Source organism: Mesorhizobium sp. M0664, from assembly GCF_040320565.1.
Classification (GTDB): domain Bacteria; phylum Pseudomonadota; class Alphaproteobacteria; order Rhizobiales; family Rhizobiaceae; genus Mesorhizobium.
Map to the genome: position 1 here is coordinate 489,916 of NZ_JAMYPW010000001.1, position 12,685 is coordinate 502,600.

General features: G+C 62.1%; 17 protein-coding genes and 1 tRNA gene. 8 read left to right on the forward strand and 10 right to left on the reverse strand.

Going from position 1 to position 12,685, the window contains the following annotated elements; translation table 11 throughout:
• Positions 1 to 23 precede the first annotated feature (23 nt).
• The 3 genes from NKI39_RS02180 to NKI39_RS02190 all read right to left on the reverse strand — a co-directional run bounded on the left by NKI39_RS02180 (position 24) and on the right by NKI39_RS02190 (position 1,432).
• On the reverse strand, positions 24 to 365 hold the full coding sequence (locus NKI39_RS02180) for a hypothetical protein (protein ID WP_292663955.1): 342 nt from the start codon (positions 363 to 365) through the stop codon (positions 24 to 26).
• A gap of 181 nt (positions 366 to 546) precedes the next feature.
• Positions 547 to 993, reverse strand: a complete 447-nt coding sequence (locus tag NKI39_RS02185; protein ID WP_352470141.1) for a hypothetical protein — start codon at positions 991 to 993, stop codon at positions 547 to 549.
• Between the two features lie 139 nt (positions 994 to 1,132).
• Complete coding sequence (locus NKI39_RS02190) at positions 1,133 to 1,432, reverse strand: DUF1236 domain-containing protein (protein ID WP_352488261.1); 300 nt, start codon at positions 1,430 to 1,432, stop codon at positions 1,133 to 1,135.
• A 422-nt stretch (positions 1,433 to 1,854) separates the two neighbouring features.
• On the opposite strand from NKI39_RS02190, the gene NKI39_RS02195 reads away from it, so the two are divergent.
• The 8 genes from NKI39_RS02195 (at position 1,855) to ggt (ending at position 8,695) form a co-directional block, all read left to right on the forward strand.
• Positions 1,855 to 2,046 carry a DUF3606 domain-containing protein gene (locus NKI39_RS02195; RefSeq protein WP_352501725.1) on the forward strand — a complete coding sequence of 64 codons (192 nt, stop codon included), beginning with the start codon at positions 1,855 to 1,857 and terminating at the stop codon, positions 2,044 to 2,046.
• Positions 2,047 to 2,148: 102 nt separating this feature from the next.
• Complete coding sequence (locus tag NKI39_RS02200; protein ID WP_352501726.1) at positions 2,149 to 2,415, forward strand: DUF6894 family protein; 267 nt, start codon at positions 2,149 to 2,151, stop codon at positions 2,413 to 2,415.
• A gap of 679 nt (positions 2,416 to 3,094) precedes the next feature.
• Positions 3,095 to 3,445, forward strand: a complete 351-nt coding sequence (locus NKI39_RS02205) for a VanZ family protein (protein ID WP_352819315.1) — start codon at positions 3,095 to 3,097, stop codon at positions 3,443 to 3,445.
• Between the two features lie 511 nt (positions 3,446 to 3,956).
• Complete coding sequence (locus tag NKI39_RS02210) at positions 3,957 to 4,628, forward strand: GntR family transcriptional regulator (protein ID WP_352470145.1); 672 nt, start codon at positions 3,957 to 3,959, stop codon at positions 4,626 to 4,628.
• Between the two features lie 78 nt (positions 4,629 to 4,706).
• Positions 4,707 to 5,552, forward strand: coding sequence for a transporter substrate-binding domain-containing protein (locus NKI39_RS02215; protein ID WP_352470146.1), 846 nt, complete (start codon positions 4,707 to 4,709; stop codon positions 5,550 to 5,552).
• A gap of 99 nt (positions 5,553 to 5,651) precedes the next feature.
• The gene (locus NKI39_RS02220; protein ID WP_502898530.1) at positions 5,652 to 6,347 is read left to right on the forward strand and encodes an ABC transporter permease; all 696 of its coding nucleotides are present in this window, start codon (positions 5,652 to 5,654) and stop codon (positions 6,345 to 6,347) included.
• A gap of 14 nt (positions 6,348 to 6,361) precedes the next feature.
• Complete coding sequence (locus tag NKI39_RS02225) at positions 6,362 to 7,081, forward strand: ABC transporter permease (protein WP_352501748.1); 720 nt, start codon at positions 6,362 to 6,364, stop codon at positions 7,079 to 7,081.
• 21 nt (positions 7,082 to 7,102) lie between these two features.
• Positions 7,103 to 8,695, forward strand: a complete 1,593-nt coding sequence (gene ggt, locus NKI39_RS02230; RefSeq protein WP_352501729.1) for a gamma-glutamyltransferase — start codon at positions 7,103 to 7,105, stop codon at positions 8,693 to 8,695.
• A 190-nt stretch (positions 8,696 to 8,885) separates the two neighbouring features.
• On the opposite strand, the gene NKI39_RS02235 is transcribed toward ggt, so the two are convergent.
• The 7 genes from NKI39_RS02235 to hisD all read right to left on the reverse strand — a co-directional run bounded on the left by NKI39_RS02235 (position 8,886) and on the right by hisD (position 12,682).
• Positions 8,886 to 8,961: transfer RNA gene (locus NKI39_RS02235), tRNA-Phe, on the reverse strand.
• Between the two features lie 319 nt (positions 8,962 to 9,280).
• Positions 9,281 to 9,472 carry a DNA gyrase inhibitor YacG gene (yacG, locus tag NKI39_RS02240; RefSeq protein WP_352470149.1) on the reverse strand — a complete coding sequence of 64 codons (192 nt, stop codon included), beginning with the start codon at positions 9,470 to 9,472 and terminating at the stop codon, positions 9,281 to 9,283.
• Positions 9,469 to 10,098: a Maf-like protein gene (locus NKI39_RS02245; protein WP_352830515.1), complete on the reverse strand. Its 630-nt coding sequence runs from the start codon at positions 10,096 to 10,098 to the stop codon at positions 9,469 to 9,471. Before NKI39_RS02245 ends, yacG begins: the two co-directional genes overlap by 4 nt.
• Before the next feature lie 26 nt (positions 10,099 to 10,124).
• Positions 10,125 to 10,343: a translation initiation factor IF-1 gene (infA, locus tag NKI39_RS02250; protein WP_006200926.1), complete on the reverse strand. Its 219-nt coding sequence runs from the start codon at positions 10,341 to 10,343 to the stop codon at positions 10,125 to 10,127.
• A gap of 88 nt (positions 10,344 to 10,431) precedes the next feature.
• The gene (locus NKI39_RS02255) at positions 10,432 to 10,914 is read right to left on the reverse strand and encodes an arsenate-mycothiol transferase ArsC (protein WP_502898533.1); all 483 of its coding nucleotides are present in this window, start codon (positions 10,912 to 10,914) and stop codon (positions 10,432 to 10,434) included.
• Positions 10,902 to 11,387 (reverse strand): UPF0262 family protein, encoded by a 486-nt coding sequence (locus tag NKI39_RS02260; protein ID WP_352470151.1) that lies wholly within the window; start codon positions 11,385 to 11,387, stop codon positions 10,902 to 10,904. Before NKI39_RS02260 ends, NKI39_RS02255 begins: the two co-directional genes overlap by 13 nt.
• 2 nt (positions 11,388 to 11,389) lie before the next feature.
• Positions 11,390 to 12,682: a histidinol dehydrogenase gene (gene hisD / locus NKI39_RS02265; protein WP_352501730.1), complete on the reverse strand. Its 1,293-nt coding sequence runs from the start codon at positions 12,680 to 12,682 to the stop codon at positions 11,390 to 11,392.
• Positions 12,683 to 12,685: the final 3 nt, after the last annotated feature.

Genomic DNA, 12,685 nt, shown 5'->3' on the forward strand with positions numbered 1-12,685 from the left:
CAACAATAAGATTTCGCTCTGAATCAGGTGACCAGCGCGATCGTGGACGCTATCAGCATCAGCGCCGCGATGCCGACGAACAGGGCGTAGATGCGTGGCCGGTCGAGCAGAAGCGCATTGCCGGATATCCATGCCGCGGTGGCGCCACCAAGCGCGAAAAAGAAGGTGCTGCGGCGCCCGAAGCTCAAGCCGGCAGCCATCAGGCCACCGATGATCAGGGCGCCGAACACGATGATCACGGCGACCGCGTATTTCTCGAAATCGTTGCTGCCGGCGCTCGGGCCGATTGCGTTCAACCTTGACAGATCGTCCGGATCGAACGGGCTGGTCGACCCATATTCGTCTTGACCGACAGGCTCATGCATTATTCGTTCTCCGCAAACCGACAGCAAATCATCAAGCCTCGCCGAGCGCAACCGCTCGCCGAATGTGATCGGCACGGTGTTCAACACTTTCTGGCGGCGGCTTGCCAGAGATTTTTGAATTCGCGCTTGGATCGCCGCCCCGCTGCGCGGCCTGGTCAAGCGCCTTGCCCGAGCTGAACCTTCATGCCGCCCTGGCCAAGGACTGCGTTGCCTGAACGGAAGCCCCAAGCACCGCCTGTGCGCTGTCTGCCTGCCTTTCATCGACATGCGCCAGCACCAGGATCACACCTTGTGCGGCATCTGGCTTGCCTAGCTGCTTGCCGATATCGGACAATGCGCCGAAAAGTCTGCCGGCAACGCAGCCCAAGGCTGCACCGACGAGGGCCGATGCCAGCCATCCCGCGCCGAGGGGATCGATGCCGGGGATATCGAAGGCGCCGAGGCCGGCCAACAAACCCGCCGCGCCAAGGGCGGCACCGGTGCCTGGACCGCGCAAGACGGCGCCGATTTCGTCGTCGTAGGGTCCGATGATACTGATCTGGTGGCGCGCAATTCCTGCCGCCTGAAGTGCTTCGACGGCTCGCGCCGCCTGGTCATGGGAATCAAAAAGTCTGCTGATTGTTCGCATTGAAACTGCCTGTGAGGCCCCCCGGCCCTCGACGGTGCGGCGGGTTCCTGCTGAGCGACGACGCCGAGGAACCGCCTAACGCATACGTCGCCCGCCGCACATTTACGCGCGGCGGGCGACGACTGCCCGAGCTTTCACGTCACTCGATGATCTTGACGATCTTGCGCGTGCCTGGGTCGACGACGACGGTGCGGTTGTCGACGACGACATAGCGGTATTTGACGTTGGGGACTTCATGAAGCTCGACGGTATCGGGGAGCGTCGAGCCGATATTGAGCTCCACCCCAGGGATTTTCACCGAGGCCAGCGGCTGCTTCTTCACATACTCCTTGATGACCGTTTCCTGCTGCGGTTCGATGACAACGTCTTGCGCCGCAGCGGCGCCGATGCCTGCCAGCAGCAAAAATCCCGCCACCGCGGTGGAAAGATGCATTCTCATGGTCGTCTCCTTTGCGAACTCGGTCCGCTCTTCACGCCAAGGCTCACTCGAACGGAAGGCAGCTGAAAACGTTCCGTCGACGGGGCTTCGGTCCCGCCCGGCAGGGACCAACCGACGTGTTGCCGCAGGACCTAAGTCTGATCCTTGCGCGCAAAGGGTGGGTTTGCCGCGTGACCCGGAACCGTGGCGGCGCGTGGCCGTTGCTGGCTGCACGTTCCGGGAGGATTCCATGGAAAAGGTCGACGGTTGCTCGCACCGGTCCTGGCTGTTTCCATTCCGATCGAACCCGGCATCTGCGCAGCACTGTCCCTTCCTGCGCCGATAAGGGTTCGCGCGTCACTTTGTGGCGGGCGAACCCTCAGATTGCTGCGTGCACCAAAGTTGACCCCCTGAAGCGAAGAGAAGGGGCGAGGAGAGCGGAAATGGCCGATAACAAGAGCAAGCGAGACTTCAGCGACCGCAATCGCGTTTCGGCGGATGAATATTATGAGGTCGAATATTTCGCGCGGGAAAATGGTGTTTCGCCCAGCCAGGTGAGCAAGCTGATCAAAAGGACCGGCGGCGACCGGATGATCCTCTCGCAGGCGGTGAAGGCATTGCGCGAGCGCAAGTGAGCTGGCGGCGAAGCCAACGGTGGAAAGGCACTGATCGCGATCGGCCGAGATCCGGCCAGCTATCGACAACGTGCCCGGATGCCGCCGCTTCGGCCAAGCGCAATGCCCCGCTACTTCTTCGATTCCGATGAAGACGGAATTGTCTATTCCGACGATCAGGGAACGTTATATGACGATCTCCCGCTGGTCAGGAAAGAAGCCCTTCGCACATTGGCCGAGATGGCCAGGGATGGCCTTCCTCATCGCAGGATTGCAGTCAAGGTCCGGGACGACCGTGGCGGTCTGGTCCTTGAAGTGGCTTTGACCTTTGCCGTTGAAACGCGGCACTTCGACGAGCGGATTTTCCGGATCGACTTGCGCACGAACTGACGGCTCGATCATCATCGCGCCGAGCATCAGATTTCTGGTGCAGCGGCATCTTCCCCTGGCGCGGAACATTAGAAATCTCTAATTGTTATCTTAAGCAGCGGGAACCTCCCAGGTTTCTGCTGCAGATCGGGTGCAACCCGATCGGCCCGCGCCCTCCGCCAGAGGCGCGGGCTTCGTTTGTTTAGCCGATGCGCAACGCCGTTCGGCAGCAGCATATTGGAGGCCTGCGGGAGCATTAGTAACATCTGTCGCTACCGCGGCGCCCTGGCGCCCAGGCAACGGAGCCCGTCGTCCGACAGGGCGGCGGGCTTTTTTGACGCGGGTCGGTCATCACGCAATCGATGGAATTCTGGCCGGCGCCGCTTCGTGTGGCATGGGGTAAGGTGCCCTGACGCAGCGCCGGCCAAGCGGAAATCAGGTCCGCCGCAGCCAGATTGTAGCCGCGCCGGCGCAGCAGGTAATTGCGTGATCGCGGAAGCCGCACCATTGCAGAGCCCTCCCAGCAGTTCGGTCTGCCCAGCGGCTGACCCGATGCATTCATTCATTCTGACGATGCACCGGACGCCCCGACGGCGGAAATTGGACGCAGCACTCGCTCTCGATTCAGCGGCCGATGCTCCCTGCAGATTTCGGACGAAAGGCCATTCTATCCTTGTCGCGCCTGGATTCTTATCAGATCGTGGCAAGGTTTGCCTTTACGGCCGCGTTTGCCGGCGTTCTGCTGTTCGCCCTTTTGCCGGAGCAAGTCCTGCGGGGCCTTGGCCTGGCTTTCACGTCTGATCACGACAAGCTCAATCACGCCGCCGCCTTCGTCGTCCTGGCGGCTCTCGGAAGTTTCGGCTGGCCGGAACGCAAGGCGAAGCTGATCGTACTCCTCGTTCTCACGGGCGCGGCGATCGAGGGGCTTCAGGCCGTGCGACTGATAGGGCGCGACCCGGATCTATTCGACTGGGTCGCCGACTGCGCGGGAATCGCGTGCGGACTGATGGTTGCAAGCTGGACAAGGCGGCTCGCCGGCGGATTGCCATAGCTCGAAAGCGCATAACGGAATCGGCGCGCCCGTGCCCCAATAAGGGGAAATTGGCCGGCGCCACTGGGGGGCGCGTTGGGGTAAGTTGCCTGATGGGGCGCCGGCCAGGCGGAAAAATTACGTCCGCCGCAAAGTAACATAGCAGGAACGGCAAAGCGCGGCAGTAGCGTGATCGCGGAAGGTCCGCGTTGGCGCCTCCGGTGCGGTGACCCGTTTTGGATCAACAAATCTGGCACCTGAATTGCACTGCAGGCAATGCCGGGAAATCCCGGCAATCGTCCCCGAATATGGGGCCTCGCCGCTTCGCAAATGGAGCGGCGGGCCTTTTGCCGGACGTTGAAAAGTAGGCCGATCAGCGGCTTAGCCGATCACGGTGTGCTTAGCCCGATTTCCCCTGCCAAGTGCTTATTCTCACAAGAGAAATTCTAAAGCGCCCAAGCATCGGTGCTTGACACAGGTTTCGATAACTGGATAAGTGGATACACAGATACGCTCTGATCGGACCAGGGACATGGCAGCTGACGCAATCGAGCCGTTGGGCATCACGACCGCCGAGGAGGAGGCTTATCGCCACATTCAGCGGGCCCTGAGGATGGGGCGTTACCGGGCCGGGGACCGGCTGATCCCGGAAGAGATCGCGACGGAAATCGGCATGAGCCGCATGCCGGTTCGCGAAGCATTCCGCCAACTGGCCGCGGAAGGTCTTGTGGTCATTCGCCCGAACCGTGGCTGCATCGTCGCCGGGCTTACCCTCGATGAGATCTACGAAACCTTTGAAATACGCTCGGTGCTCGAAGGGCTGGCGGTGAGGCTTGCCATGCCGCACATCGATGCCGAAGTGCTTGAAGAACTGGAACGCCAGCTGGACCGCATGGAGCGCGCCAGCCAGACCGGCAGCAGCGACTGGGTCGTGCGCCATCAGGCCTTCCATTTGCAGATTTGCCAACTGAGCAACCGACCCAAACTCGTCCGGCAGATTGCCAGCCTGCACGTCGTGATCGAACCCTACCTGCGCATCTGGTTCGACTATGTCGACAAGCCCGCCAGCGCGCGTGCCGAGCACGAGATCCTGATCGACGTGCTGCGGTCAGGTGACGCCGGCAAGGCTGAGATTGTCATGCGGGATCATATCGTCGAGACAGCGCCGCTTCTGGCCAACTTCGCAAGTCCCGGCCGCCGCTAGGGAATACTCGTTGAAGCCGAAAGATAATCCGGCACGACGAAAGGGAACTGCCGTACCGGCAAAAAAGAGGAGAATGACATGAAAATTAGCCGCATCGCAGCCATTGCGTCGGTCCTGTTCGGCCTGGTCCAGGCCGCCGTTGCACAAGAAACACCAAAGGCAATTACCATTGCCACCGAAGGAGCCTACGCGCCCTGGAATTTCACCACAGCCGACGGCAAGCTGGACGGCTTCGAAGTCGATCTCGCCAATGATCTGTGCGGGCGAATGAAGATCGAGTGCAAGATCGTCGCACAGGACTGGGACGGCATGATCCCCGCGCTGACCGTCGGCAAGTTCGACGTGATCATGGCGAGCATGTTCATCACTGAAAAACGTCTGAAGGTCATTGATTTTACCCAGCCATATGCGGTTGACCCCTCAGGTTTCGCGGTCGCCAAGGATAGCGAACTGGGCAAGCTCGGCATTTCCAACGAGCGGTTCAAGCTGGACAATGAAGCCACTTCGCAGGCGGCAATCGACAAGCTCAAGCCATTGCTGAAGGGAAAGATCATTGGAGTTCAGGCTGCAACGGCGAACCTGGAATTCCTGAAAAAATACTTCTCGGACGTCGCCGAGATTCGCGAATACAAGACCACCGAGCAACACGATCTCGATCTTGCCGCGGGTCGCATCGACGCGCTCTTCGCGCAACAGACAGCGCTGGCCGCCACGCTGAGCAAGCCGGAGTTCAGCGACTATACGCTTGCAGGACCAGGATTTGTCGGGGGTCTCTTCGGTCTTGGCTCCGGGGCCGGCATCCGCAAAGAGGACACCAAGCTGAAAGACATGCTCAACGGCGCCATCGACGCCGCGACCGCCGACGGCACGATCAAAACCCTGTCGCTTAAATGGCTCAAGAGCGACGTTACTCCAGTCAAGTAAGCGCTTGCCGGCGAACGGCCATTCCTGACCACGTTCCGGAGCTGAGCCGTTCGTCCTGCCGGGGCATCAATGCCGGGGGTATAAATGCCGGGGGTATCAATGGTTGACGCATTCCGGCTGCTTGGTTTCCAGCACGGAGGTTGGGGGGCTGCTCTTCTCATGGCGGCCTCGGTCACAGTGCTCCTGTCTGTGCTGGGCTTTGCGCTTGGCGCTGTATTTGGCGGGCTGGCAGCGGCCGGGCGTCTCCGCAACTCCAAAATATTGAGGTTCTTGGCCCTTGGCTATTGCACGGTTTTCAGGGGCGTGCCCGACCTTCTGACCATTTATCTGCTTTACTATGGAGGTAGCGTCGCCCTGACCTCGCTTGGTCATAGCCTGGGCGGGTCCGGATTCGTCGGCGTTCCGGCCTTTGCCACGGGAACCTTGGCTATCGCGATCATCTCGGGCGCCTATCAAGCCGAGGTCTATCGAGGGGCTTACGTCGCCATCGACCAGGGACAGCACGATGCCGCTTGCGCGCTTGGTCTCAACCGGCTGCAGCGGCTGCGACAGGTTATTTTTCCCCAGCTCCTGAGATACGCGCTGCCAGGTCTCGGCAATGTGTGGCAGTTGGTTCTGAAGGACTCCTCGCTGATATCGGTAATCGGCCTCGTTGAACTGATGCGCCAGGCGCAGATCGCTGCAGGTTCGACCCGTGAACCGTTCATCTTCTACATTGCTGCAGCCTTGCTCTATCTGGCTATCGCTTCCGTCACGGGCCACGCCTTTTACCGTCTGGAACGGAAGGCGCCGTGACGCGTCCGGTCGGCATGATAGATTTCAGTTTTTTCCTTGAGATCCTGCCGAAGCTACTCGCCGGCCTGCCGCTCACGATGGAACTGGCCCTGACTTCCATCGTTGCCGGCTTCATTCTTGCCGTCACATTGGCGCTTGCCCAGCAATCGGAATCGCCCTTCGTCGTCTTGCCGATCCGTGGCTTCGTTGCCGTGTTTAGGGGCACGCCTCTGCTGGTGCAGATTTTTCTGACCTATTATGGCCTTGGTCAGTTCCGGCACCAACTGTCGGCAATTGGATTATGGGCCGTTTTCCGCGAACCCTACTGGTGCGCAATCATCGCGCTGACCCTCAACACCACCGCCTATGGCAGCGAAATCCTCCGCGGCGCGATTCAATCGGTGCCACGCGGCCTTGTCGAGGCGGCGCGGTCTGTCGGCCTGTCCACCTGTTTGACCTATCGGCACGTTATCCTGCCGCTGGCCTTTCGCCAGGCGCTGCCGAGTTACGGCAATGAAATCATCCTGATGATCAAGGGCACGTCTCTGGCTTCCATCGTGACCTTGATGGAGGTGACTGGAATTGCCCAGGGATTGATCTCCCAGACCTACCGCGCCTTTGAAGTCTTCATTTGCGCGGGCGCCATTTATCTCGCTTTGAACTTCGCGATCATCCGTGCCTTGGCGGCACTCGAATACTGGATGTCGCGGCATCTGCGGCACCGCCCCTCGACGATGAGCGACGCCGCCTCTTGAGCACGATCAGAAGGGCATAGCATGCGAAATTTTGAGAAACCAACGCGCTCGGTCGTCGTTTCACGCGAGGCCATGGCCGCCACCTCTCATCCGTCGGCGACCCTGACGGCGGTCGAGATCATGGCGGCCGGCGGCAACGCCATGGATGCCGCCATCGCAGCCTGCGCGGTGCAATGTGTCGTCGAGCCAGCCTCGACCGGCATTGGAGGCGACTGCTTCGCTCTTCTGTCGCGAAACGGATCCGGCGAGGTCATCGCCTACAACGGATCGGGCAGGACACCCGCCGCCCTGACAATTGACTGGTTCCTCGAACGTGGCATGGCCGAGGTGGCCCGCAATTCTCCCGGCTCCGTCACCATCCCGGGAGCCATCGATGCCTGGACCAGATTGCACGCTGATCATGGACATATGCCCTTCGATCAAATCCTGGCCCCCGCTATACGTTTCGCCGAGGAAGGCTACGCCATTTCACCGCGGGTCCATCGTGACTGGGCGTTGGAAGAAGAACTTCTGGCCTCCGATGTAGCCGCGAAACGGATTTTCCTGCCAAACGGCCGCGCGCCACGTGTTGGCGAAGTGCATCGCCAGCCTGAGTTGGCTGCAACGCTGCGGCTGATCGCCAAGAAGGGACGAGAGGCCTTCTACACTGGCCCTGTGGCCGACGACATGGTCGCCTATCTTCGTGGGCTCGGCGGATTGCACACACTCGAAGATTTCGCCTCGGCAACAGGCGAATACGTGACCCCGATCAGCACGGCGTTCCGAGGCTGCGATGTGTTCGAATGTCCGCCGAATGGCCAGGGTGTGATCGCGCTGCTCATTCTAAACATCCTCTCGCGCTTCGAAGCGCACGGCGACCCGCAATCCGCGGACCGGCTTCACCTGGAAATCGAAGCAACACGCCTCGCTTACGCCGCGCGTGACCTGCTCGTCGCCGATCCCGACACTTCCGAGGTCCCGGTGGCCGACATGTTGTCGAATGCCTGGGCCGATCGTCTGGCCGGCATGATTGACCTAAAGCGCGCCCGCGCGGACCTGCCGGCGTTCGATATGCCGCTGCACAGCGACACGGTCTATATTTCCGTTGTCGATAAGGACCGCAATGCGGTCAGTTTCATCAACTCGGTCTTCGACAGCTTTGGCTCGGGTCTGGTCTCGCCACGCTCCGGTGTCGTCTTGCACAATCGCGGGCAAAGCTTTTCGCTTGACCCCAGGCACCCCAATGCAGTGGCGCCGAACAAGCGACCTTTGCATACTATCATACCCGGGATGCTTGCGAGAGACGGCCGGGCAGAAATGCCTTTCGGCGTTATGGGCGGCTACTACCAGGCAATGGGCCACGCGCACCTGCTGACGAAGGTGCTCGATTTCGGGATGGATCTGCAGGAGGCGATTGATCTGCCGCGGGTCGCCCCCGTCAGCGGCACCATGAACGTCCAGGCCGAACACGGGCTCGCTGGCGAAACCGTAGCTGAACTTAGCCGACGCGGTTTCGAAATCATTCCCGCCACGGACCCGATCGGCGGTGCGCAGGCCATTCGCATCGATTGGGCAAACGGGACCCTGCTGGGCGGTTCTGAACCGCGCAAGGACGGCTGCGCCCTCGGTCTGTAGAGCGGTTATGGCCAGAGCGGGATGCAAGATGCCGAAGATGCTCTCCATTGACATTTGGCCGAGCAGGAGCCGCTGGCGCCATGGTCCCGATAATTCTTGCACGCCATCGACAATCCGATCGGCGCGAGGTTGTCACCCATGTCTTAGGTACAAACTGTTACCCATGTCTCCGAGCCGTACAGGGAAAAAATGGTGCCCAGAGGCGGATTCGAACCACCGACACGCGGATTTTCAGTCCGCTGCTCTACCAACTGAGCTATCTGGGCCTGCTCCGGTAGGCGGCAATCTGCACACCGGGTTCATGAAAGCGCCGTCGGCACCCCTTGAAAGCGCGTGGGTTATAGCACGGGAATCCGGCCTGTCCAGCGCTTAGAGCATGATCCCGAAAAGTGGAATCCGGTTTTCGGAAAAGATCATGCTCAGACAAAACGCCAGAACCTGTTCCGTCCGACAGTGCCCGGATGGAACAGGTTCTGGACATTGATCGCAGGCGGGAAACGACAGGCAGTCCGCAAGGCCGATCATCGGTCACGATCGCGGCTGCGAAACCGTCCCAAGCCTGTGGAAAACCGCAGGTGGACGGTGCTATTTCTGGTCGTCGTTCTGATCCTCGTCGTCGCGGCCCGGGATGACGTAGACCCCCTTCAGCCAGCGGTTGAGGTCGATGTCCTTGCAGCGCGTCGAGCAGAACGGGTAGGTTTCGCGCGCCGATGGCTTGCCGCATTCGGGGCAGGGCCGCTTGGGCCGCAACGGCGTGACCTTGTCGTCCGGGCTCATATCCGCGCACCCGACAGCCAGTTGGCGTGCACCTTAAACCCTTCGCCGCTCAAAAGCGCTACCGTCTCGTAGAGTGGCAGGCCGACGACGTTGGTGTAGGAGCCGACAAGCTTGACGACGAAGGCGCCGGCAAGCCCCTGGACGCCATAGCCGCCGGCCTTGCCGCGCCATTCTCCGGATGCGATGTAGGCCTCGATCTCCTCGCGCGGCAGCCGCTTGAAGCGCACCCTGGTCTCGACCAGCCGCAAGCGCTGCTTGCCGCCAGGTGTGATCAGGCAGATGCCGGAATAGACGCGGTGCGAACGGCCGGACAAAAGCCCAAGGCAGTTGGCGGCGTCGTCGAGCGTCTCGGCCTTGGGCAGGATGCGTCGCCCGACGGCAACCACCGTGTCGGCCGCCAGCACGAAGCTCGGCGCGTAGTCCGTCTCGGTTTTCAGCGAGGCCAGCGCTTTCTCGGCCTTCTGCGTCGCCAGGCGCTTGGCCAGCGAGCGCGGGTGTTCGGCGCGCAGCGGCCTCTCGTCGACATCAGCCGGCAGCACACGGTCCGGCTCGATGCCGGCCTGCTGCAGCAGCTCGATCCGGCGTGGCGAACCCGAGGCAAGCACGAGCTTCTGCAAAATGCCCATCGCGATCCCGGCCTGGGTCCTTGAACTTACTTGAAGCGGTAGGTGATGCGGCCCTTGGTCAGGTCGTAGGGCGTCATCTCGACCAGGACCTTGTCGCCGGTCAAAACGCGGATGCGGTTCTTGCGCATGCGGCCGGCCGTATGGGCGATGATTTCATGTTCGTTTTCGAGCTTGACCCTGAACATCGCGTTGGGCAGCAGTTCCGTCACGACACCCGGAAACTCGAGGACTTCTTCCTTCGGCATTCGATACCTTTGCTTGGATGGGTACTTCCAGCGCCCGGCCGGAAAGTTGCGCGGAACCTATATGATAAACGCCCGCTTGTGAACATGCTTAATCCGCGGCGTTTTCAGCCCCGTTGCCGAGGAAACGGCGGCCGATCCGCCCCTTCAGCCGCTCGCGCACGTCGCGGTAGGCGGCCATGATTTGATCGCGCGTGCCGCTGACGCCGGTCGGGTCGGGCATCGGCCAATATTCGACCTCGACGGCCAGCGAGCGGGTGAGTTCGAGCGCGATGTGGTGGGCTTCCGGCGCCAGCGTGACGATCAGGTCGAAATAATCGTCCTCGAGGTCATCCATCGTTCTCGGGTGCCGTTCGCCGAGCGACAGCCCTTCTTCGGCCAGCACGGCATCGACGAACGGATCGCGTTCGCCGCCGCGCACTCCCGCCGAGGCGACGAAGGTGGTAGGCGGGAGCACCTTGCGCGCCAGCAATTCGGCCATCGGCGAGCGCACGACGTTCATGCCGCAGACAAACAGGATCGAGCGGGGCAGGATCTGGCGGGGCAGCGGGGCGGCCAGTTTCAGCCTCGCCAGTGCAGCACGCAAACCAGCGTGAACAGCCGGCGCGCCGTGTCGAAGTCAATCTCGATCTTGCCGGCAAGCCGGTCCATCAGCCTCTGCGAGCCTTCATTGTGCAGGCCGCGCCGGCCCATGTCTATCGCCTCGATATGGCTTGGCGTCGCGGTGCGGATGGCATCGTAATAGCTTTCGCAGATCATGTAGTAGTCCTTGACGATGCGCCGAAGCGGCGTCAGCGACAGGATGTGGGTGACCACGGCTGCGCCGTCCTCGCGCGTCACCGCGAACACCAGCCGGGACTCGGCCAGCGACAGTTTCAGCCGGTATGGCCCGGCGCCGTCGTCATTGACCGGCTGGAAGCGGTTCTCCTCGATCAGGTCGAAGATCGCCACCGCCCGCTCATGCTCGACATCGGGCGTCGAGCGGCCGATCGTCTCGTCGAGCTCGACATCGATCAGCCTGGCGCGGGTTTGGTCGTAGTCGGACATTTCTACATGTTCAGCCGGATGGCGACGGAGCGTCCATGCGCATCGAGGCCTTCCGCCTTGGCGAGCGTGATCGCCGCCGGCGCCAGTGCCCGCAACTGCTCCGGCCCGAGCTTCAGGATCGAAGTGCGCTTGACGAAATCGAGCACCGAAAGCCCGGACGAAAAGCGCGCCGAGCGCGCCGTCGGCAGCACGTGATTGGAGCCGGCGACATAGTCGCCGATGGCTTCCGGCGTGTGGCGGCCGAGAAACACCGCACCGGCATTGCGCATCCGCGCCAGGAACGCCTCTGGGTCGTCGATGGCAAGCTCGACATGCTCGGCCGCGATGCGGTCGACCAGCGGCAGTGCTGCCTCGATCGTCGGCACCAGGATGACGGCGCCGAAATCGCGCCAGCTCGCCGCCGCCGTTTCTCCGCGCGGCAGGTTCTGCAACTGCCGCTCCACCGCCTGTTCGACCGCTGCGCCAAAGGCACGGTCGTCGGTGATCAAGATCGACTGCGCCGACACATCGTGTTCGGCCTGGGCGAGGAGGTCGGCGGCGATCCAGTCCGGATCGTTGCTGCCGTCGGCGACAACCAGCACTTCCGACGGCCCGGCGATCATGTCGATGCCGACCGTGCCGAACACGTGGCGCTTGGCCGCCGCGACATAGGCATTGCCAGGGCCGACGATCTTGGCGACGGGCTTTATCGTTTCGGTACCATAGGCAAGGGCCGCGATCGCCTGGGCGCCACCAACGCGGTAGATTTCGGAGACACCGGCAAGATCGGCTGCCACCAGCACCAGCGGCGGCACCTCGCCGCCGGAGGCCGGCACCACCATGGCGATGCGCTCGACGCCGGCGACCTTGGCCGGCACCGCGTTCATCAGCACCGAACTCGGATAGCTCGCCGTGCCGCCCGGCACGTAGAGCCCGACGGCCTCGATTGCCGTCCAGCGCGAGCCGAGCTCGACGCCGGCGGCATCGGTGTAGCGGTCGTCCTGCGGCAGCTGCCGCTGGTGGTGGGAGCGGATGCGCTCGCGCGCGAATTTCAGCGCCTCGACCGTCTGCGGATCGGCGGCCTCGTAAGCCTTGGCAATGTCGTCCCTGGAGACGGCGATGCCGAGCCTGGCCAGGTCGCCGCCGCCGAATTTCTGCGTGTACCCGACCAGCGCCGCGTCGCCCTCGGCGCGCACCTTGGCGATGATCTCGCGCACCACGGCGTCGACATCGGCCGAGACTTCCCGCTTGGTCAGCAGGAACGCGGCAAAGCGCTGCTCGAAATCGGCGTCGGACTGGCGAAGCGTGATGGCCATCGG